This window comes from Pseudarthrobacter sulfonivorans, assembly GCF_001484605.1.
Classification (GTDB): domain Bacteria; phylum Actinomycetota; class Actinomycetes; order Actinomycetales; family Micrococcaceae; genus Arthrobacter; species Arthrobacter sulfonivorans_A.
In genome coordinates this window covers 2,952,637-2,972,175 of record NZ_CP013747.1, presented here as the reverse complement: position 1 = coordinate 2,972,175, position 19,539 = coordinate 2,952,637, and the positions used below count along the sequence as shown (strand labels likewise).

18 protein-coding genes are annotated in these 19,539 nt (G+C 64.9%); 5 read left to right on the top strand and 13 right to left on the bottom strand.

The annotated features are described in order from the left end of the window. Positions 1-94 precede the first annotated feature (94 nt). Positions 95-229 (bottom strand): hypothetical protein, encoded by a 135-nt coding sequence (locus AU252_RS24805; protein WP_276203715.1) that lies wholly within the window; start codon positions 227-229, stop codon positions 95-97. Positions 230-449: 220 nt separating this feature from the next. On the opposite strand from AU252_RS24805, the gene AU252_RS13365 reads away from it, so the two are divergent. After that, positions 450-1,685 carry an NYN domain-containing protein gene (locus tag AU252_RS13365; RefSeq protein ID WP_058931149.1) on the top strand — a complete coding sequence of 412 codons (1,236 nt, stop codon included), beginning with the start codon at positions 450-452 and terminating at the stop codon, positions 1,683-1,685. 62 nt (positions 1,686-1,747) lie between these two features. Here the strand turns inward: AU252_RS13365 and AU252_RS13360 are convergent, their stop codons facing one another. The 7 genes from AU252_RS13360 to AU252_RS13330 form a co-directional block, all read right to left on the bottom strand. Further along, positions 1,748-2,785, bottom strand: a complete 1,038-nt coding sequence (locus AU252_RS13360; protein ID WP_205630575.1) for an amidohydrolase family protein — start codon at positions 2,783-2,785, stop codon at positions 1,748-1,750. 11 nt (positions 2,786-2,796) lie between these two features. Beyond that, positions 2,797-3,723 (bottom strand): carbohydrate kinase family protein, encoded by a 927-nt coding sequence (locus tag AU252_RS13355; protein WP_058931148.1) that lies wholly within the window; start codon positions 3,721-3,723, stop codon positions 2,797-2,799. Next, complete coding sequence (locus tag AU252_RS13350) at positions 3,720-5,234, bottom strand: lyase family protein (RefSeq protein ID WP_205630574.1); 1,515 nt, start codon at positions 5,232-5,234, stop codon at positions 3,720-3,722. Before AU252_RS13350 ends, AU252_RS13355 begins: the two co-directional genes overlap by 4 nt. A 21-nt stretch (positions 5,235-5,255) precedes the next feature. After that, complete coding sequence (locus tag AU252_RS13345) at positions 5,256-7,022, bottom strand: ABC transporter permease (RefSeq protein ID WP_058931147.1); 1,767 nt, start codon at positions 7,020-7,022, stop codon at positions 5,256-5,258. After that, a complete protein-coding gene (locus AU252_RS13340; protein WP_058931146.1) occupies positions 7,004-8,101 on the bottom strand; it encodes an ABC transporter ATP-binding protein in 1,098 nt (365 codons plus the stop codon). Before AU252_RS13340 ends, AU252_RS13345 begins: the two co-directional genes overlap by 19 nt. A gap of 85 nt (positions 8,102-8,186) precedes the next feature. After that, positions 8,187-9,263 (bottom strand): substrate-binding domain-containing protein, encoded by a 1,077-nt coding sequence (locus AU252_RS13335; RefSeq protein ID WP_058931145.1) that lies wholly within the window; start codon positions 9,261-9,263, stop codon positions 8,187-8,189. 59 nt (positions 9,264-9,322) lie between these two features. Next, complete coding sequence (locus AU252_RS13330) at positions 9,323-10,477, bottom strand: ROK family transcriptional regulator (RefSeq protein ID WP_058931144.1); 1,155 nt, start codon at positions 10,475-10,477, stop codon at positions 9,323-9,325. A 391-nt stretch (positions 10,478-10,868) separates the two neighbouring features. Here AU252_RS13330 and AU252_RS13325 point away from each other — a divergent pair, with 391 nt between their 5' ends. The 4 genes from AU252_RS13325 to AU252_RS13305 all read left to right on the top strand — a co-directional run bounded on the left by AU252_RS13325 (position 10,869) and on the right by AU252_RS13305 (position 14,272). Beyond that, positions 10,869-11,354 carry a DUF2127 domain-containing protein gene (locus AU252_RS13325; RefSeq protein ID WP_058931143.1) on the top strand — a complete coding sequence of 162 codons (486 nt, stop codon included), beginning with the start codon at positions 10,869-10,871 and terminating at the stop codon, positions 11,352-11,354. Between the two features lie 275 nt (positions 11,355-11,629). Next, positions 11,630-12,067: a DUF1003 domain-containing protein gene (locus AU252_RS13315; protein ID WP_058931141.1), complete on the top strand. Its 438-nt coding sequence runs from the start codon at positions 11,630-11,632 to the stop codon at positions 12,065-12,067. A 177-nt stretch (positions 12,068-12,244) separates the two neighbouring features. After that, a complete protein-coding gene (locus AU252_RS13310; protein ID WP_058931140.1) occupies positions 12,245-12,541 on the top strand; it encodes a hypothetical protein in 297 nt (98 codons plus the stop codon). Positions 12,542-12,841: 300 nt separating this feature from the next. Continuing rightward, the gene (locus AU252_RS13305; RefSeq protein WP_058931139.1) at positions 12,842-14,272 is read left to right on the top strand and encodes an MFS transporter; all 1,431 of its coding nucleotides are present in this window, start codon (positions 12,842-12,844) and stop codon (positions 14,270-14,272) included. A gap of 88 nt (positions 14,273-14,360) precedes the next feature. Here the strand turns inward: AU252_RS13305 and AU252_RS13300 are convergent, their stop codons facing one another. From AU252_RS13300 to AU252_RS13280, 5 genes are all read right to left on the bottom strand, one after another. Further along, positions 14,361-15,122, bottom strand: coding sequence for a GntR family transcriptional regulator (locus tag AU252_RS13300; protein ID WP_058931138.1), 762 nt, complete (start codon positions 15,120-15,122; stop codon positions 14,361-14,363). A 107-nt stretch (positions 15,123-15,229) separates the two neighbouring features. Further along, positions 15,230-16,015: an ATP-binding cassette domain-containing protein gene (locus AU252_RS13295; RefSeq protein ID WP_099093392.1), complete on the bottom strand. Its 786-nt coding sequence runs from the start codon at positions 16,013-16,015 to the stop codon at positions 15,230-15,232. Next, positions 16,012-17,100 carry an ABC transporter permease gene (locus AU252_RS13290; RefSeq protein ID WP_058931137.1) on the bottom strand — a complete coding sequence of 363 codons (1,089 nt, stop codon included), beginning with the start codon at positions 17,098-17,100 and terminating at the stop codon, positions 16,012-16,014. Before AU252_RS13290 ends, AU252_RS13295 begins: the two co-directional genes overlap by 4 nt. Positions 17,101-17,217: 117 nt before the next feature. Next, on the bottom strand, positions 17,218-18,240 hold the full coding sequence (locus tag AU252_RS13285; protein ID WP_157768982.1) for a substrate-binding domain-containing protein: 1,023 nt from the start codon (positions 18,238-18,240) through the stop codon (positions 17,218-17,220). Between the two features lie 244 nt (positions 18,241-18,484). Then, positions 18,485-19,507, bottom strand: coding sequence for a LacI family DNA-binding transcriptional regulator (locus AU252_RS13280; protein WP_205630573.1), 1,023 nt, complete (start codon positions 19,505-19,507; stop codon positions 18,485-18,487). Positions 19,508-19,539 lie beyond the last annotated feature (32 nt).

The window sequence follows — 19,539 nt, the reverse complement described above, 5'->3', positions numbered from 1 at the left end:
ACTCAAACGAATGGCGTGCGGTCCCAGCGGCGGCGGGAGTGGTGGCGGGCAGCCGAATGGGGCTAGGAGTCTCGCATTCGGCTGCCCGAGTTTATTAGCGCTGGTTTTTGCGCGGCTTTGCGAACAGAGTTTCGCTGGATTCGTTTTTAGCTCTTTTATCAGCTCTTTTTTCGAGAATTGATTTTCCCGTTTTTTTGGCGCTGACGCTCTTGGGCGATTTTCCTGACATTGGAATCACACCTTTCTATTCTTTGTGTCTACCCGATACCATACACACTTATATTTTTAATGCCAGTTTCCAGAAAAAGCACGACAAAGCGGAATATTAATCTCCGTTAGATAAATTGCACGCCGCATAAATGCGGCATGGACAGGGCATCGACAACAGCTCTTGGCGTCGCGCAGCAGGGCGTGTCGCCAGTTCGCGCCGTTGCTGCCAAACTGAGCCAATGAATGAGGCCCTCTCCCCCTCCCGCAGGCCAGGCATCCGAGCTGCGATGTTTGTTGATTTCGACAACGTATTCACCGGCCTGCAGGCACTGGATCCGTTGGCGGCGAAGCGCTTTGCCGAAGACCCGAAGCACTGGGCTGACGCGTTGTCAACAGGCGGTTCCGGGGAGGACACCCGCAGGTTCCTGATCCGCAACTGCTACCTGAATCCGGTGGTGTACTCCAAGTACCGGACATACTGGACCCGCGCCGGTTTCCGCGTGATCGACTGTCCGTCGCTGACGCAGCGGGGCAAGAGCAGCACGGACATCAATCTGGTGCTTGACGCCATGGACGCGCTGTCCGGCAACGTTGGCATCGAAGAGTTCTTCATCGCCTCGGCCGATGCCGATTTCACGTCCCTGATCCAGCGGTTCCGGGCCGCTGACCGGATGACCACAGTCATCGCGGCCGGCGCCGTGGCCTTCGCGTACCGGGAGATGGCGGACCATGTGGTGGAATCCCACGACTTCGTCGCCATCCTCAACGGCTCAATGGTGGAGCCGGTTCGTGCGGTGGCGGCCGGGAAGCAGCAGACTGTCCCCGCCGCAGCGAAGGCGAAGGCCAAGTCCGCCTCGCCCGCCATCCGTGAGGTCCTTGAGTTTGTCCGCGCCGCTCCGGGACCGGTAAACGGCGCGATGGTGGCCCACCGGGCACTCACGGCAGAGCCATCCCTGAAGACGGACTGGGGCGGCTGGGGAAAGTTTGGGACGTGGGTGTCCCAGATCGGCCAGGGCGTCGAATATTCCCCGGCACAAGGTGGCTGGGTCTGGGACGCGAAGCGCTTCTCGGGCGAGGACCTACCTGCGCCCGCGGACCTGCAGCCGGGCATCGAGGAACAGGTCACCAGGGTGACGGACGTGCCGGCCCTTTCCGCAGCACAGTTCCGCCAGATGTTCCAGTCCATGGAAGCCAGGCTTCGTGAGCATCCACTCAACCGCACCGAACTGTCCCGGCAGGTGAGGGACGACTGCGTAAACGCGGACCAGCCGGTCTCCCGCAACGCGGTGAGTTTTGTCCTGCAAGGCCTGGCCTACGTCAATTTCCCGCTCACCGACGAGGCGACGGCGGAAGGCCTGGCCGCAGCTTGGACCGCGAACGTGGAGGAACTGTGCCGGGTGGCGCTGTTGGAGTTCGACGCCGCCGAAAAGCTCGCCGTGCGCCGCTGGGCCAGCGGCGGATTGCTGGACGCCTGAACAACTGAACAACCGGAGTAGCGGACGACGGCGGGACCTCCCGCCGTCGTCCGCTTGCGTTATCAGGGCCCGGCTGAGGCGGGTCGCCAGCCGTCCAGCTTGAGGAGCCGCGCGGCATTTCCGCCGAAGATCTGCTGAAGCCCGGCGGCGGGCATTCCCATTTCCCAGCAGATCCTGAGCTGGTCCACGAGGTACCGCCGCGCGAAACCGCGCGGGAACCACGACGAGTCCGAGCCGAAGAGGATGCGTTCGGATCCCATGGTTTCGTAGAAGCGGCGGAAGAGGTCCTCCAGGGTCAGCCGATGCGCCATGTACCTGACCCACTGGTTGGAACCGGAAGTATCCACCACCACGTTGGGGCAGGCCCACATCAGGAAGAGCACCTCCTGGACGTGCTGGATTCCAAAATGCGGGATCACAAACGTGACTTCCGGGTACCTCTTGGCCGCACGCTCAAGGCTCGCAGGGTTGCTGTACGCATTCTGGGCGATGCCGCCCGCCGATCCGCAGTGGCCGAAGTGGATCAGAACGGGGACGTTGTTGCGGGACGCGACGTCCCACACGGGGTATGCCGCCGGATCGTCCATCCGCGACGAAGCAAGGGGCGCGAACAGTTTCAGCCCACGGAGTCCCCGGGCCACTGCGTTTTCGAACTCCTGGGCAGCTCCCGGCGCGAACGGGTCCGCCATAGCGGCCAGGCCCAGGAACGTTCCGGCGCCGCGGGCAACCAGGTCCACCATCGCGTCGTCACCGCCGGCGGTGACGAAGGCGGCATGTTCGATCCCGTTGTCGGCCAGCTCCCTGGTCCAGCGGTCCGCTTCCGCCTCCCAGCCGGCATCCGCCGACAACGGTTCGGGGTCGGCAAAGTCCCAGCTCCGGCGCCACTGGGCCGAGGTCCGGGCGACGGCGGCGGACCGGGCGGCCTGACCGGCGTCGTATTCCTCGCAGCCGTTTCTGGTGTCGGCGCCGCCGTCCGGCCCGAACTGGCCGCAGGCCAGGGAGCGGGTCAAGGGGTCGTGGGGCATCCGGAAATGCAGGTGGAAGTCGATGATGGAAAGCCCCTGGACGGTGGGGCGGCCATTGATGATGTCCGTTTGCACTGTGTTTCCCCTCAGCTCAGTGTCGCGGTTGGAAGTACGACGGCGGCCCGGCGTTCCGGTGCGGTGGCCACCATTTCGGTGGCGTAGCCGACCCCGGATGCCAGGGCGTCCGGCCAGACTGCGCCGCGTGCCGCTGACACGAGGAATGCCGCGTTGAACCCGTCCCCCGCCCCCGTTGAATCGACCACGTCAACGCGTGCCGCCGGCTGGGCGGACCATCCCCCGTCAGGGGAGGCCAGGCCAGCGCCGCGGGCGCCCATCTTGACCGCAACGAGCGTATTCGTGGTCACGGACAACCGGCGGGCGGCCCGCTCGGTGTTCCCGTCATCCATCAGGCCGTGCAGTTCGTCGTCGTTGGGCAGGAAGATGTCCACCAGGGCAAGGGCGCTGAGCACTTCCTGCCGCGTGGCCGGGGTCCATCCCTCCGGTGGCCAGCCGGTGTCCAACACCGTCCGCGCGCCCGAAAGTCCGGCCCGTCCGAACAGTTCCGCCGACGCGGGGCCGCGCATCCCGGGCAACAGGAAGTAGCCGGCCAGGGCGACGTACCTGCTGGAAAGCATGTCTTCCGTGATGTCGTCAGGAGTCATCGACGCCATGGCGCCCAGGGAGGAAATGAAGGCACGGTCGCGTCCAGGAGCCTCCACGGCAATGGTGATGCCGCTGGGTTCACCGGCAGTCCGAAGCAGCCGCGCCTGGAGCGACGGCAGCCGGAGTTCAGCTTCCAGGACCATCACCGACGTGTCGTCGCCAACGCGGCTGACCAGCGTGGTGGGGAAGTCCAGGCCGGCGCATCGGACAGCGAAGTTTCCCGCCGAGCCGCCCAGCCGGAGGGAGACCGAGGACACCACGCGCTCGGTTCCCGGCTCGGGAAGGTCCCGGGTGTCGGCCACCACAACATCGATATTCGTGTTCCCGATGATGGTGATTCCATCAGTCACCGATGGCCTCTTCCGGCGTCCGCGGCGGCCGCCATCAGCCGTTCCCTGGCCGAGTCAATCTGGCTCCGTCTGCGCTGGACGTCACGGCCGAAATCATCTGCGCGCTGCTGTGACTCGGCGGCGTTGCGGCGCACGGCCTCGCTGCCGGGACTTCCGTCCTGCATCCGAGCAAGGATCAGTTCCGGCTGCTGTCCGGCGCTCAACGTCGTGGCCACCAGCTCCTCTGCGGCGTCTATGCCGGCGTCCGCGAAGGCCTTCGCGACCCCGTCCGCGGTCCAGTCCGCCGGCGCGTCCGCGCGCACCAGCCTGCCGACGACGTCGTGGGCCGTCCGCCACGGGATGCCACGCGCGGCGAGCGCCTCCGCAACGGCGGTGGTGGTGGCCCCGGAGGCGACGATTTCCGCGTGGTCCGGCAACTGGAGCACCTTCAGGTCCAGCAGCAGCCCGTCCATCATCCGCATAAAACGGACCACGCGTTCCCCGGCGCGCCACAGGTGCTTTTGCACATCAGTGGTGGCGTTGTTGGAGTCCTCATACCAGGCCGAGCCGATGTTCGCGTAGGTGGCTGCCATGTCCGCCGCAGTGACACCGGCCATGGACACCATGTGCTCCAGCACCACCGGGTTCTTCTTCTGCGGCATGATCGACGAGCCCTGGGTGTAGGCCGTCGGCGTTTCCACCCATTTGAAGGTCATCCACTCAAGCAGCACCCGGGCGAAGCGGGCGCCAGTGGCGGTGATGCGGGCCTGGACCGCGGCCAGCCGCATGAAGTGCTCCGCTCCCGCCACGGCCTCGTAGCTGGAGGTGAAGCTGGAATCGAAGCCGGTCAGTTCGCCCACCATCAGCGGGTCGATCGGCAGGTCGGTGCCGGTGAACGCGGCCGATCCCAGCGGCGAAACGTTCAGTTCGTCGTAGATGCTGAGCATCTCCTTCGCCTGGCTGAGCATCGCTTCGGAGAGACCGGCGAGGACGTGGCCTATCGTCGTCGGCTGGGCCGGGCGGCGATGGGTGAACCCTATGATCAGGCTGTCCGCGTTCGCGGCGGCCTGCACAGCCGCGTCCTTGGCCGCCTGGACCACCAGGGCGGCCTGGTCCAGCAGTTGGCGCCGCAGCACCATCCGGAACACGCCGGCGTCGAGATCGTTCCGGCTTCTGGCCAGCTGGACGTCGAGTTCGGAAGTTGGGATCTGGCACTCGGCGGCGAGTTGCTGCTCCAGGAAGTAATACGGATCCTCGACGCTGCCATCGAAAACGTAAGCCTGTTCGCCCGATTCGGTCCTTGCCCACAGGGTCAGCAACCCCTTCAGCAGGAGTTCCCCCCGGCCACGCGGCAGGATGCCCTGCCGGGTCAGCATCAGGACGTGGGCCAGGCTTGCTTCGACCATGCCTGGGTAGATATGCGGTGCTGCTTCGTCGAAGGCGTCCCGCAGGTGGTTGTCCCAGTAGATGCTGAGGTTTTCCTGGTCCTTGAGGTCGGGGCGCGGCATGGACGGATCGGTTGCGGTGTTCATTCGTATCTCCGGTTCCATGGATCAGGTGGGTGTGGGGGCCATAACGGGAGTGAGGGGCGCGCCGGCGGGCCGCTCGCCCCGTGCCTTCCTGTCGCGGCGGGGTGTCTCCAGCCGTTGGGCGATGACCAGCACGATGAGGATCAGCGCCATCTGAAGCGTGCCGTAGGCCGCGGCCGTGCCGAACTCGTTGGAGTAGATGCGGTTGTAAATCTCTACGGACAACGGGGCGAAGCGGGCCGGGTAAACCACCACGGACGCCACGTACTCACCGAAGCCTTGGATGAACGCCATCAGCGCACCGGCCAGGATGCCTCGGGACATCAGGGGCACGGTCACGGTCCGCAGGGCACGCCAGGGACCCGCGCCAAGGTTCCGTGCTGCTTCCTCGACGCTGGGGTCGATCTGGGCCAGCGACGCGTTGGCGGAGCGGAACACCAGGGGCAGGAACCGAACGAAATAGGCCACCGGGAGGATCCACAGGGATCCGATAAGTACCTGGCCGAGATTGAACGGGCTCGGCGTGGCGAAGGCCGTGACAATGTTGACGCCGATGACGGTGCCGGGGAGCGCCCACGGGAGCATCACCATCACATCGAGCAAGCCCCCGCCCGGCCCTTTCCACCGGGTGACTACCCAGGCGGCGAGGACCCCGACCAGGATGCAGCCGATCATGGCCACGAAGGACATCTGGGCACTGACCAGGATGGGGCGCAGCGTGACGGGGTCCGTAAAGATCCGCGTGAAATTGTCCAGGGTGTAGTCCGGCGGAAGGATCTGCGTGGTCCACGACCCGTCCACGGTGAAGGACAGCAGGGCGATCGTGGCCGGCGGCGCCATCAGGAACAGGACCAGCAGCAACGATCCGACGCCGGCAAAAGTGCGGGGCAGCACACCATGAAGGACCTTCACGGCCTGGGGCGTCCCCTTGGAGGAACCACGGTGGAGGCGCCGGTTTTCGTACCAGCGCATGGCCAGCAGGAAGAAGATTGACACGACGGAGAGGACAACGGCCTGGGCCGCGGCGACATCGTACGCGCCGCTGGTCCGCGAGGCGACGATCTGCATGGTCAGGGTCTGCACGTTGTAGAACTGGGGCGCGGTGAAGGATGCCATCGAGACCATGAATGTCAGCAGCGTTCCGGAGACCAGCGCCGGGGTGAGCATGGGCAGGAGGACCGTGCGCCACATCCGGAAGCGGCTGGCGCCCAGGTTCAGCGCAGCCTCCTCCATGGAGGCATCGGATCCGGCCAGCGCGGAGGCGACGGCGAGGTAGAAATAGGGATACATGGTCATGGTGTGGACCAGGAGCACGCCCCAGACGCCGTTGGCGGAGACCGCCGCGGCGTCGGCGCCGAAGTAGCGCTCCAGGAAGCGCGGAACAATGCCGCTTTCGGCGTACAGGAAGTAGAAGGACACGGCGCCGATCAGCGGAGGCAGCGCCATGGGCAGCAGCGCAAAGAGCCGCAGGACCTTTCGGCCCGGAAAATCAAAGCGCGACAGCAGGACAGCGAGCGCCGTGCCGAGTACGCCCGTGGTCAGAACCGATCCCACGGAGATGCCCACCGAGAGGCCCAGCGCGTTTGCTGACGAGCCGCTGAGGAATCCCTTGTACGCGCTTCCGCCCCCCTCGGCACTGGTGGTGGCGGTGGCCAGCATCGGCACCACGATGTACACCAGGAGCACCAGAACCACCGGGGCGGCGAGGAAGTAGACGAACCGGTCCGACGACGTGAGGGAGGACCGGTTCCGCAGCCCCGGAACGGCGACCGTCACGGCTCCACCAGCCACACGCGGTCCTGGTGCGGTGCCATCGATACGAGGTCCCCGGGTTCGGCGCGGTCCACGGTGTCCGGCGCCGAGACGACAATCTGCTCGCCGTGCCAGTCGATCTCGTAGATGTTGACCGCGCCGGTGAACTCCGCGGTAAGGACCCTACCGGCGAGTTGGCCCGCCGTCTCCTTCCCCGGGCTGACGGTGAGGCCGATGGATTCCGGCCGGAGCGACACCGCGGCCTTGTCCCCGGCAGAGACCCGGGCCGAGATCGATCCTTCCACCCGGGGTGTTTTGAGGACTGTGCCGTCGGCCAGGCTGATGCTGACGGAGCCGCCGTCGGCGCCGCCGTCCACACCGAGCACGGTACAGGGCAGCACGTTGGAGCGGCCGATGAATCTTGCGACGAAGGCCGTGGCGGGGCGGTTGTAGACCTCGCGGGGAGACCCGACCTGGTGGAGCTCGCCTTCATTAAGCACCGCCACACGGTCGCTCATCGCCATTGCCTCGGCCTGGTCATGGGTGACGTAGAGGCACGTGGTGCCTGCCGCCTTCTGCGTGGACCTGATTTCGGTACGCGTTTCCTCGCGCAGCTTCGCGTCCAGGTTGGAGAGCGGCTCGTCCAGCAGCAGGGCCGCCGGGCGGATCACCAGGGCCCGGGCCAAAGCCACGCGCTGCTGCTGCCCGCCGGAAAGCATGTCGATCCGGCGGTCGCCGAACTCCTGGAGTCCCACCTGGGCGAGCGCCTCGTCGATCCGCCTGTTCTTGTCCTCCTTGGGCACGTTGCGCGCATTCAGGCCGTAGGCAACGTTTCCCCGGACGCTCATGTGCGGGAACAAGGCGTAGTTCTGGAAGACCATGCCGGTGTCCCGCTTGTTGGGTGCCGTGTTGGTGACGTCCTTGTCGCCGAAGTGGATGCTTCCGCTGGAAGGCTGGATGAATCCTGCCACCATCCGCAGCGTTGTTGACTTGCCACAGCCGGAAGGACCCAGCAGGGTGAAGAATTCGCCGTCCTCGATGGTGACCGTGAGGTTCGATACCGCCGGTTTGGCCCCCGGGTACTGCTTGCTGATGGCGTTGAGGAAGACGCGTGTCATGGTTGCTCCACAGGGGTGGTAGTTGTGTGCTGGCCGGGCGTCGTGTCCGGCGGGGCAGCCGGTGGCCGCCCCGCCGTGCGCGGTGCTATTTGTTGCCTTGGCCCTTGATGTTCGCGGCCCAGTAAGCGCTCCATTCTGGCTCGCTCTTGTTGACGCGTTCCCAGTTGACCTTCATTTCCTTCAGGTCCAGGTCGGCCAGCCAGGCCGGTTCCGTGGGCAGTGAGATCGTTGGGATCTGGAAGTACGTCTCGGACAGCTTCGTCTGTTCATCCTTGCTCATAAGGAAGGACAGGAAGGCGTCCGCTCCGGCCGGAGACGGTCCGTCCTTGATCTTTGCCACACCGTCAATGAGCATCGGCGCACCGGATGCAGGCACCACTGGAGTGAAGGGGGCCTTCTGGTTCTTGATCTGCAGCATGACATCCTGCAGGTTCCACGCAGTCACGGCAGCTTCCTGGCGTGTGATCCGCAGGTAGAGGTCCGTCGGGTTGGCGGCGTAGACCTTGGTATTGGCATCGAGTTTCTTGAGCCACTCGTAGCCTGCGTCGGGGCTGCCCGCGGCGTCGAACTGGCGGTCAATCATCGCCGCATAAATGCTGCGCATGGTGCCGGATGCCAGGACGTCGCGGATGGCGATCTTGTCCTTCATCGCGGGGCTGGTGAGGTCATCCCAGTCCTTGGGAGCCTGGTCGGCGGTGAGCATGTCCTTGTTGTAGAAGATGACCTCGGCCAGCTTCATCTCGCCTACCCAGAGACCGTCAGCGTCGCGCTGTTCGGCGGGGACGGCGTCGATAACGTCCTTCGGCGCAGGAGACAGGACCTGCTCGGCAGCGGCCTGCTGCATCTGCTGCTGGGTGCCGCCCCACCAGATGTCGCCCTGCGGGTTGGACTTTTCGGCCTTGACGCGTTCCAGGGCCTCCTGGGCGCCAAGTGTCAGCAGTTGGACTTTGCCCGCGTAATTCGGGTTGGCCTTTTCGAAATCTGCTATCACCTCGGTAGCGAGGGCTTTGTCCCGTGCCGTGTAAATGGTCAGGGTCCCGGTGTCCTGGGCACCGGCCGACGTTCCGGAGGGCTGGGGCGAGTCGAGTCCGCAGGCAGACATTCCAAGCGTGAGTGCGAGACCACCTGCTAGCAGCGCGGATCGCAATGGTCGTAACGTCATTGGTTTCTCCTAGTACTTTTGTGTGGCTGATGGCTGGAATTTGAAACTTCGTGGTTCGTTCATCCGGCGACCTCGGTGAAGAGGGTCGCGGGGCTCTTCACCACCTTCGCAATGGCGCCATGCAGGATGGCCGCCTGTCCGAGCTCGGCGAAGACCACTTCGGTCAGGGACGGCGCCGACCTCTGGACCGTGCCCCGGAGCTTTTCCCGCGCATCGCCGGTCAGGAGGACGGCGTCGCCGGAGAAAATCACACGTGCCGGGTTGACGACGCAAACGCAGATGATGGCGGCGAAGGCCCAGGCCTGGATAACGTCATCCAGCAGCCGGACAGCGGCCGGCGAATCGGCGCTGCAGAGGGACTCAACCACCGTCCCCGCAGGGAACGACAGACCGAGCAATGCTCCGGACTCGCGGATGCCGGCGGCGGTCCAGCGCCGTTCGTAGTCTCCGCGTTCCCCGCGCGGGCTAGCCGCCAGGCCCTGCGGAAGGAAGCCAATTTCGCCTGCGGAACGGCTTGACCCGTCCAGGACCTCTCCCCTGGCGATGATCGTCGCCCCGATGCCCTCAGCGACATGGATCAGGACCAGGTCCTCCACGCCGTTGCCCGCGCCGTCCACCCGCTCCCCCAGGGCGATGAGGTTGACGTCATTTTCCACTGTGGTGCGTAGCCCAGTTGTGGCTTCGAGTTCGTCCACGAGGCGGAGGTGGGCAACTGGTCCGAACGCGGGCGCCAGTGCCACGGACCCGTCGGAGGCGACGACGCCGGGCAGTGCCACAACCACGTGCACCGGCGGAATCACCGCCCGGCGGTGGAGTGACATCACAGTGGTCGCCGCGCTGCCCACGGGGTCCGCGGGATCGAAATCCTGTTCGGCAGCATCCAGGCGGTTGCCGTCCAGGTCCACCAGTGCGCACCAGATCCGGGTGCCCCGGAGCCCGACGACGGCGATGGTCACCGAGGAGCGGTTGAGCTCGATCAGGGTCCGCCGCCGGCCGCCGGTCGATTCCTGTTGCCCCACAACCCGCAGGTAGCCGGCGTCGCTGAGGTCCTGCACGATGCCAGTGACCGTGGAGGGGCTGTAGCCGGTCCGGTGCGCCAGGTCTGTCCGGGCCAGGGGGCCTGCCTCCAGCAGGGTGCTGAAGATGGCGCTGACCCGGATTCTGCGCAGCTCATCCCTCCCCGTCGGGGCGCTGCGCTGTGATCCAGATAACATACTTACTTTATACGGCGAAGAAAGTATGCGCGCAAGGGCGCAGGGGAGGACGACGGCGGGACTTCCCGCCGTCGTCCTCTTGCCCTGGGCGCCCGGCCGGTTGAACACCGCCGTCCCGTGGAGGCACATCGGTCCCGTACGCCCTACCTTCTGGGGCGTGCTCATCACTCGCCCTTCGACCAGATCCGCGGAGGGGCTGCATCACTCGGGAATCTTTAGCGGCCGGCGCGCACGGAGGGCCAGCGTGTTGAGGGTTGAATGCGCAGTGCGGCGCATCGGGTTACTGTGAGGCAGACTCCGCAGCGGGAGGAAGGCCCGTTCGGGCCCGGCGCCAGGGTGGACCCGCCCAGGCATCCCGTGAAAACTCGTTGACGGAAGAAGTGAGGGAACCGTGGGATACTCCAGGCCCCGCGACTGGTGGGACCGGTTCTTCGCCGCCGGTGTTGTCCTCAAGGGACTGGACGGCGTGGCGGAACTAACCGGCGGCTTGCTGCTGCTCTTGCTGGATCCTGCCCGGATTCACCGCTTCGTCTTGCGCCTCGCTCAGCCGGAGCTGTCCGCAGACCCGAAGGACTTCATTGCCGTCCACCTGTTACAAGCCGCCGGCACCCTGACTGGCAGCACCGTCTTCTACGCCGCGCTCTACCTTCTCGCTCACGGTGCGGTAAAGGTGGTGCTCGTGGTGGCCGTGCTAATGCATAGGCTCTGGGCCTACCCCTGGATGATCGGGGTGCTCCTGGCCTTCATCGCCTACCAGCTTTACCAGTTCGCGGTCGCGCCGACGGCAGGCCTGGCCGCCCTGACCATCTTCGACGCACTGGTCGTATTCCTGACCTCGCACGAATACGGCAGGCAGCGCCGGTACCAAGGAACCTAGCCAGCCGACCGGACAAGTGCTCCGGGGTGCCTACTGGGTTTCGCTGACAACACGCGATGAAGCTTTGATGCGACAAACGGGGCCCGGCGCAGGATCTCGTTCTCCTGCTCCAGCGGCCGGATCCGCTTCCTGGCATCCCTGCTGGCTCCGCCCGTCAGCTCCTTGTCGGGCTGGCCGACATGGGCTGTCGCTGACACCGGGTTGGGCAACCGGTTCCTGAGAGTGCCTGTCTCAGTCCCTCGTAGATTCCTGAACCGCCGGGACTACTCTGAGGCATGAATAATCGAGTACAGACCTGGCACGACAAGCACAAAGCATCCCTGACACGGGGCCAGCGGGCCGCCGATGTCATGCGCAACGGCATGGGAAGCTGGCCCTTCGTGGGAAGCTTCATCGGTTTTATGCTGATTTGGGCCGCCATCAACACCTTGGCGCTGGCGAACAACGCGTGGGACCCGTATCCCTATATTCTTTTGAACCTCTTGCTCTCCATGCTGGCCGGGCTCCAAGGCGCCATCCTGCTTATCGCCGCCAAGCGCCAGGATGCGATCGCCGCGGCGATGGCGCAGCACGACTACGACACCAACGTGAAAGCAAGAGAAGAGATCGAGCTTTTGCTGGCCATCAACAATCAGCAACTGGAAATCCTGCACGACCTAAGAAGGCTGGCGACCGCGGAAGGCCCTGACCGGGACCGCAGCCCGGGCACCTGACACGCCGTTACCCTCCCAATATCCGCGCCCTTCACCGTGGGCAGGCCACAACGCAGTGGTCAGTGGATCTCACCGCCGGTGTCTGGCACTGGATGAGCATCGGAGCGGACTGGCTTTCACAGCCTCCACATAGGCAAGCGATGCCCTGTTCCCATGTGGGGAGCCCATGATCAGGGTATGAGCGCATGGAGAAGAAAAATAGTTCCCGGGCTGGCAGCCGTCGCGGCGTTTCTCCTGGTCGCAGCCAGCGTGGCCGGAATCGATGAAATGGCCAACGCCAAAATACCGGGTCTGGCCACCGGAACCGTCCAGACAACGACCATGAACACCGAGCCGGGGCTTGAGCATGTCCTTCTGGCTGGCCTGAACCACGGCACACTTCCCGGTGGTTTCCCGAATGATGAACCCCGGGACGAAAAGTACGACGAAAACTACCTTGAAACACTCCACTTCCAGCCACGTCCCCCAGCCTGAGAACACCGGACCACAAGCAGGCCACCGATACCGGAACGGGCTGCTGCGCAAGCTACGACTCCCGATCGTGTCCCCAGTCTGGGGGGCGCTGCCCGGGCCCATGCGGATCCTCGACGGCATTGTAACGCTCTCATAAATAGCCGGGCCATCGCGAAGACTTCGCCGCCCGCAGATCCCCACGGATGTGGCCGGTAGGATCCGGCCCCGCGCCGGTTTCCGCGTGATCGACTGCCCGGCGCTGGGCCAGATACATCACTGTGACCGTGTCCACGACCGCCACCCGTCAGTAAACTGGGACCCATGACCGAGCACGAACCGGCACCGGCCGGAGTCGCCGAGTCTCCAGGCCTGGCCGACGCTATCAACACGTCCTTGCGCAGTCCGGCACAACGGTCCCGCACATTCGCCGGGATCCTAGTGAACACCGCCCTGGCCAACATCACCACCAGTTACCTGTGGTTCGCCCTGACGTTCTGGGTGTATCTGGAGACGCGGAACGTGATCGCCACCGGGGTGATCGGCGGCGCGTACATGCTGTTGATCGCCGTTTCCAGCATCAGCTTCGGCACCTTCGTGGACCGCTACCGCAAGCTGGCCGTGATGCGGTTCGCCGCCGGCTTCACCCTGGTGATGTTTGTGCTGTCCGGGGTCATGTTCCTGCTGACACCAGCCGCCAGCATGCTGGACCTGACACAGCCATGGTTCTGGATCTTCGCCGTGATCATCCTGGTCGGTGCGGTGGTGGAGAACATGCGCAACGTCGCCCTCGCCACCGTTGTCACCATCCTCATCGACCCGGACCGGCGAGCCAACGCCAACGGACTGGTGGGCATGGTGCAAGGGCTGGCATTCATCGTCACCTCCGTGCTCTCGGGGCTGTCGGTGGGATTGCTTGGCATGGGGTGGACGATCGTCGTCGCCCTGGTGCTGACGGCTCTGGCCTTCGCGCACCTGCTCACGCTGCGCATGCCCGAGGAAGTGCGGGTGGCCGCCACGGACGCCCACGGCACGTTCGACCTGCGCGGATCCCTCGCCGCAGTGCTGGCGATTGCCGGGCTTTTCGCGCTGATCCTGTTCTCCACGTTCAACAACTTCATCGGCGGCGTCTACATGGCGTTGATGGATCCCTACGGCCTGGAGATGTTCCCGGTGGAACTGTGGGGAACCGTCTTCGCAGTCGGCGCCACCGGGTTCATCCTGGGTGGCGCGGTGATCGGCAAGTTCGGGCTCGGGTCTAACCCGTTGCGCACCATGCTCATCGCGGTGGTCTTGATGGGGGTCCTCGGTGCGGTGTTCACGGTGCGGGAGTGGGCGTGGCTCTACATCGCCGGCATCTGGCTGTACATGGTCCTGATCCCCTTCGTGGAGGCCGCCGAACAGACGGTCATCCAGCGGGTGGTGCCGTTGCCGCGGCAAGGCCGGGTGTTCGGCTTCGCCATGGCGTTCGAGTCGGCGGCAGCGCCGATCACCGCGTTCCTCATCGCGCCGATCGCCCAGGTGTGGATCATCCCGTACGCGCGGTCCGCTGAGGGCGCTGCCCAGCTGGCCCCACTGCTGGGCGAGGGCGTCTCCCGCGGCATCGCCCTGGTGTTCCTGGTGGCCGGGATCATCATGATCGTGGCCGCGTTGCTGGCCTTCCTGACCCCGGTCTACCGCCGGGTCTCGGCGACGTATGCGCAGGCGGCTGCCGAAGCGCCGGAGACGGCGGAATCGTCCGCTGTGGATGAGTAGGGGCGGAGAGGGAGCGGACGACGGCGGGACCTCCCGCCGTCGTCCGCTTGCGTTGGTGCCGCTGACCTGCACAGCGCCGACCAGCCGCCTACTTGTCGACCAGCGTGATGTCGAATGAGTACAGGTCCGGACGGTAGCAATGGCGGCCGATCTCAACGGCTTTCCCCAGGCTGTCATAGACCCGGCGGTTGACCGTGAGTACGGGAGCTCCGGGAGGCATCTCAAGGAGCCGCTCCTCGTCCGGCTCGGCCGTGCGGGCGCCGATGTTCTGCTTGGCCACCCGCATGGTTGCACCGCGGGCTCGCATCAGCCGGTAGAGGCTGCCTTGCTCCAACTGTCCGCGCGACAAGGCGGCGAACCTTTCCGGCAGGTAGTTCTCGAGTATGGCGAACGGGACGCCGTCGGCGAGACGTATCCTGCGCAGGTGCAGGACCTTGGCGCCAGGTCCCGTGTCGAGGGCTTCGGCAACGTGCGGAGGGGCAGTTACGAGCTCCTGCGTCAGGACGCTTGAACTCGGGCGCTTGCCAATCCTGGACAGGTCTTCAAAGAGGCTGGACAGTGCCACATCCCGGGTGAGCTGGCCGTGGACAACCTGGGTGCCGATTCCCCGGCTTTTCACCAGGAGTCCTTTGTCGACGAGCTCCTGGATCGCGTGGCGGATGGTTGGCCGTGAGAGGCCCAGCCGTCGCCCCAGAACCATCTCGTTCTCCAGGCGTGCACCGGCGGGCAGGTGGCCGGTGAGAATTGCTTGCTCAATGCAGGACGAGACCTGGAAGTAGAGGGGAACGGGACCTGCGCGGTCGACATCCACGAAAAGGTCCTCGGGCAAGACGATGTGATCCTGCAGCATTGTGGTCCTCCGGAATGACGTTGCGAACGGGTAGGGGCAGGAGTCCTGCTCGACTCGACGGCCCTGCCGCCCCATGGGCAGGGCCGTCGCCGAGCCGGCTTGTCGGGTCAGGCCGCGGCGGCGTTCTCACGGTATCGGCGGATGCCGAGTTCACCTTCGACGACGGCGGCTGTCAGTTCCTCGACGCTCGTGTCCTCGCGGCGAACGTCGAGGATCTTGCGCCCGTGGTTCATAACGATGTGTCGATCGCAGACTTCGAAGGCGTGGTGGAGGTTGTGCGTGACCAGCACCGAGCTGATTCCGTCGGCCTTCAGTGCCCGCAGGTAGTCCAGCAACGCTTCTGTGGCGCGAACCGCAAGCGCGGAGGTGGGCTCGTCAAGGATCAGCAGACTCCGTTTGAAGTGGACGGCCCGGGCAATGGCCACCGCTTGCGCCTGACCTCCGGACAGCGACGAGACAAGCTGCTTGGAGCTCTTGATGCCTTCAATGGTCACCACCGAGTCCAGGATTTCGGAGGTGATGGCATCCATCTCCTTGATCTTCATCAGACCTAGGCGGTTCGTGATCTCACGGCCCATGAAGATGTTGCGGCTAATCGACATCTGCGGGACCAGGGCCGAGTCCTGGAAGATCGTTTCGATGCCCAGGCTCTCGGTCAGGGCCCTGTTAACGTGCGGGTGCTTGGTGCCGTCCCAGGAGAAGTCGCCTGCGGTGGCTGCGACCACACCTGACATGATCTTGACCAGGGTCGATTTGCCGGCACCGTTGTCGCCAAGCAGGCCCACAACCTCGCCTTTTCCGATGTCGAAGGACACGTCGTCCAGGACGGTGTTGACGCCGTACTTCTTGGTGATGCCCTCAATCCGGAGCAGGTAGTCCTCGTTGATGGTCATGATGCTTTGCCTTCCATGAGCTTGTTGAAGATGGCGGCGACCACGATGATCAGGCCGACGAAGAGCTGGATGTAAAAGCCGGGCGCCTTGCCCAGGATCAGGCCGTTTTCGATGATGCGGATCAGGGCTGCGCCGACGATCATGCCGATGATGGTGCCCCGTCCTCCGAGGAGAGAGGTTCCGCCCACCACGGCAGCGGCTATCGCCATCAGGGTGTAGTCCTCCGTGGAACCGGGCTGCATGGAGGAGGTCCGGACCGAGATCAGGATGCTGGCCAGGCCCACCATCGCCCCGAACAGGGCGTAGGAGAGGAGCTTGACCTTGAGCGGGTTGATGGAGATCGCCCTGGCGGCCGACGCGTTGCCGCCGACGGCGAAGATGTGGTTGCCGAGCTTGTGGCGGTGCAGGAAGAACCACGCCACGACTCCCACCACGATCATCCAGACCAGCTGCGAGCGGAAGAAACCGAAATCGCCGGCGAAGAGGGTGACGAGTGCTTCGTCTTTGCCCTTGCGCAGCAGCGCGGGCGCGGTGCCGTTGATGAAGATGCTGGCGCCGGTCCAGAAGAACGCCATGCCAAGGGTGGCGATGAAGGACGGGATGCCGGTGATTACCACGATCAGTCCGTTGATCAGGGCAATACCGGTGGCCGCGGCGATTGCGGCCAGGACCCCCCAGCCCCAGCCGAACGAGTTGGAGACGTGAATGAACGTGATGGAAGAGAACCCGATACTCGCGCCCAGGGAGAGGTCGAATTCTCCGGCGATCATCAGGATCCCGACTCCGATGGCAAGGATGGCCAATACCGGAATGCTCTGGGAGATTACGCCGGAGAGGTTGTTGGCCGAAAGGAAGGGGAAGGCGGGGCTGGCGATGCTGGCGATGACGAAGCCGATGATGACGACCGCCAGGATCGCGCCGATTTCGAGGGCTCCGCGGCCACGGGTGTAGCGGATGTAGTCCTTGAATTTCTCGGCTGTTGTGACGGGTTGGTTATCGGCAAGACGGCGGACTTTGGTGATGGCCCCTGTTTCCAACGGCGCCGTGAGGACGTGTTGGTCGGTGCCTGTGTCTTGTGGTGACATGACCTGATCTTTCGATGGCAGCGGCGTCGATGCCGCGGAATGGGAGAGGTGGGCGCTGGGGCCCGGATGGGGGATGGGGCGGAGGCGTGGCCGCCGCTCCATCCCCCTATGACGCAGTTACCAGCGGACGCCCTGGAGGTCCGGCGCTTCGAGGTTTTCCACGTTTGTCTTGTCGATGAGGGAGACGCCGCCGGAGTTGATGTTCGCCGGCGCCAGGCCGAAGTCGATGGCAAGGGCGCTCTGCATCAGCGACTGGAATCCCTGGACGAAGCCCTGCTGGTCAGCCGTGGCGATGATGTCCCCGGCCTTGATGCCGTCGATGACCTGCGGGGAGGTGTCGAAGCCGACGATAGGAACCTTCACGCCGGCTGCCTCCATGGCAGCCAGGATGTTGCGGTGCGGGGTGCCTCCCAGGGGCGCCACTGCCTTGACGTCCTTGTTGGCGATGAGCCATGAGGTGAGGGAGTTCAGCGCTTCCTCATCGGACGCGGAGGTCCGGAGGTACTCGCCCTTCGCACCCACCTTGTCGAGCGCTTTCTGCACGCCGCCGCCCCGCTGGATGGCGTAGTTCTGCTCGGGCTCTTCCGCCGGGAAGAGGACCTTGTCGCCGGCGCCCAGCTTGGCCTCCGCAGCGAGGCGCTCGCCAACGAGCGTGCCGACCTCGAAGAAGTCCTGGCCGACGAAGCCGCTGACGCAGTCGGCGGCACTCTCGGGTGCCGGCACGTTGTAGGCAACCACCTTGATGCCTGCCTTGGAGGCGTCACACGCCACCTTGACCCACTTCTCGCCTTCGTTGAACGGCATCACGATGACGGCGGGTTTGGACGCCGTGGCTGTTGCCACGAGGTCCACCATCTTGTCCGGATCGGCGTCGGCGGTCTGGTGCGTCAGCTGCAGGCCGCCGAGGGTGGAGGCGTCTTCCGCTCCCTTGAGGATCTGGGCCCAGAATGCGTCGCCGGCAGGGTTGTAGTAGGTCAGGAAGTACACACTGCGGTTTTCGGCGCGGCTGCCGAACTTGTCGGCCAGGCCGGTGGTTGATGATGCATTGGACGTTGCGGTGCAGCCTGCCAGCGCCAGCGTTGCCACGCCCGCCATGGCAATTACGCCGAGTCCTCGCTTGAACGTAGAAATAGGTTTCACTTCGTCGTGTCCCTCTCATAGGTGCCGAAGCCTGCCTCCATCCAGAACTGATGCTCCTGGGGAGTGCCGATCTTCGACTTATTGTCAGGACATTCTTACGCGCATTAACTGGCACGTGCAAGACCTTTCGAGAAAAAATCTGTCTCGTGCCAGTTTTGTGACGCAGGGCACAGTGTGGATTGCGGCTGAGGGCATACACCTCCCGCGAAAGACGCTGCGCCTGGACGTCGGCGTCAGCGCACGTTCACCTGGGGTGCAGCTGCGCCTCTGACCGGGGCCGGCCCGTACTTCCCCTGATGACCAGCGTGGGAACGATCATGCGTTCCTGGGGCGCCGACTCCTGGTCTGACATCATCTGAACTGCGGCCTCGACGGCCGCCGTGCTCATTTCCTCGGGATCCTGGCGGACGCTCGTCAGGTCAACAAACGACAGCCTGGCGATGCGGCTGTCGTCGTAGCCCGTGACCGAAACATCCTCGGGCACGCGCAAGCCGGCACGCAGAAGCCTATTGATGAGGCCCATGGCAGCATGGTCATTGGAGCAGACCACCGCGGTGGGCATGACTGGCTCGGCGAGAAGCGACTCGGCGGCACTGGCGCCGGATTCCTCGGTGAAGTCCCCGTCAACCTCCCGGACCCGCGAGGGCAGTCCATGCCTGTCCATGGCGGTCACGTATCCCTGGTGGCGGGCGGCGAATTCAGGAAGTGACCGCGTCAGGACGTAGGCAATGTCCCGGTGCCCGAGTTCCACCAAATGGTCCACGGCCGCCGCGATCCCCCGTTGCCCGTCTGACCGGACAGCACTGCAGACACCCTGCGGCAGCGGCCTGCCGATGCTGATCACCGGCAGTCTCTTGGCCAGTTTCCGCAGCTCGTTTACAGGCGTTTCGGGGGAAATCAGAATGACGGACTCAGTGCGGAACCCGAGCAGTTCCGTGATGGCATCCCGCTCGTCCCGCGTCGCCGTCAAGGCGCCGAGAATCAGGTTGTAGCCACGCGCGTGGGCCGCCGCATAGAGGGCTTCCACAATGTCGTCCGCGGATGAATGGGCGGGGTTGAAGAGCACGCCGATGTAGTTGCTGCTCCGCCGGCGAAGTGACCGCGCTGCGATGTCAGGGCTGTATCCGAGCTCGGAAGCCGCCTCAAAGATGCGTTCCCGCGTCGAGGAACTGACGCCGGCCTCATTGCGGAAGGCGAGCCCCACAAGCTGCCGTGAAACGCCGACGCGAGTGGCGACGTCCATCATGGTCGGCCGTTTAGAGATCACTTGGACATCCTATACGCGGAGGGTTGATGGCC

Excerpts from the sequence above, each read along its gene's own strand:
- AU252_RS24805 (WP_276203715.1), bottom strand. The coding sequence starts at position 229 with ATGTCAGGAAAATCGCCCAAGAGCGTCAGCGCCAAAAAAACGGGAAAA.
- AU252_RS13365 (WP_058931149.1), top strand. The coding sequence starts at position 450 with ATGAATGAGGCCCTCTCCCCCTCCCGCAGGCCAGGCATCCGAGCTGCG.
- AU252_RS13350 (WP_205630574.1), bottom strand. The coding sequence starts at position 5,234 with ATGAACACCGCAACCGATCCGTCCATGCCGCGCCCCGACCTCAAGGAC.
- AU252_RS13340 (WP_058931146.1), bottom strand. The coding sequence starts at position 8,101 with ATGACACGCGTCTTCCTCAACGCCATCAGCAAGCAGTACCCGGGGGCC.
- AU252_RS13335 (WP_058931145.1), bottom strand. The coding sequence starts at position 9,263 with ATGACGTTACGACCATTGCGATCCGCGCTGCTAGCAGGTGGTCTCGCA.
- AU252_RS13330 (WP_058931144.1), bottom strand. The coding sequence starts at position 10,477 with ATGTTATCTGGATCACAGCGCAGCGCCCCGACGGGGAGGGATGAGCTG.
- AU252_RS13315 (WP_058931141.1), top strand. The coding sequence starts at position 11,630 with ATGAATAATCGAGTACAGACCTGGCACGACAAGCACAAAGCATCCCTG.
- AU252_RS13310 (WP_058931140.1), top strand. The coding sequence starts at position 12,245 with ATGAGCGCATGGAGAAGAAAAATAGTTCCCGGGCTGGCAGCCGTCGCG.
- AU252_RS13305 (WP_058931139.1), top strand. The coding sequence starts at position 12,842 with ATGACCGAGCACGAACCGGCACCGGCCGGAGTCGCCGAGTCTCCAGGC.
- AU252_RS13300 (WP_058931138.1), bottom strand. The coding sequence starts at position 15,122 with ATGCTGCAGGATCACATCGTCTTGCCCGAGGACCTTTTCGTGGATGTC.
- AU252_RS13295 (WP_099093392.1), bottom strand. The coding sequence starts at position 16,015 with ATGACCATCAACGAGGACTACCTGCTCCGGATTGAGGGCATCACCAAG.
- AU252_RS13290 (WP_058931137.1), bottom strand. The coding sequence starts at position 17,100 with ATGTCACCACAAGACACAGGCACCGACCAACACGTCCTCACGGCGCCG.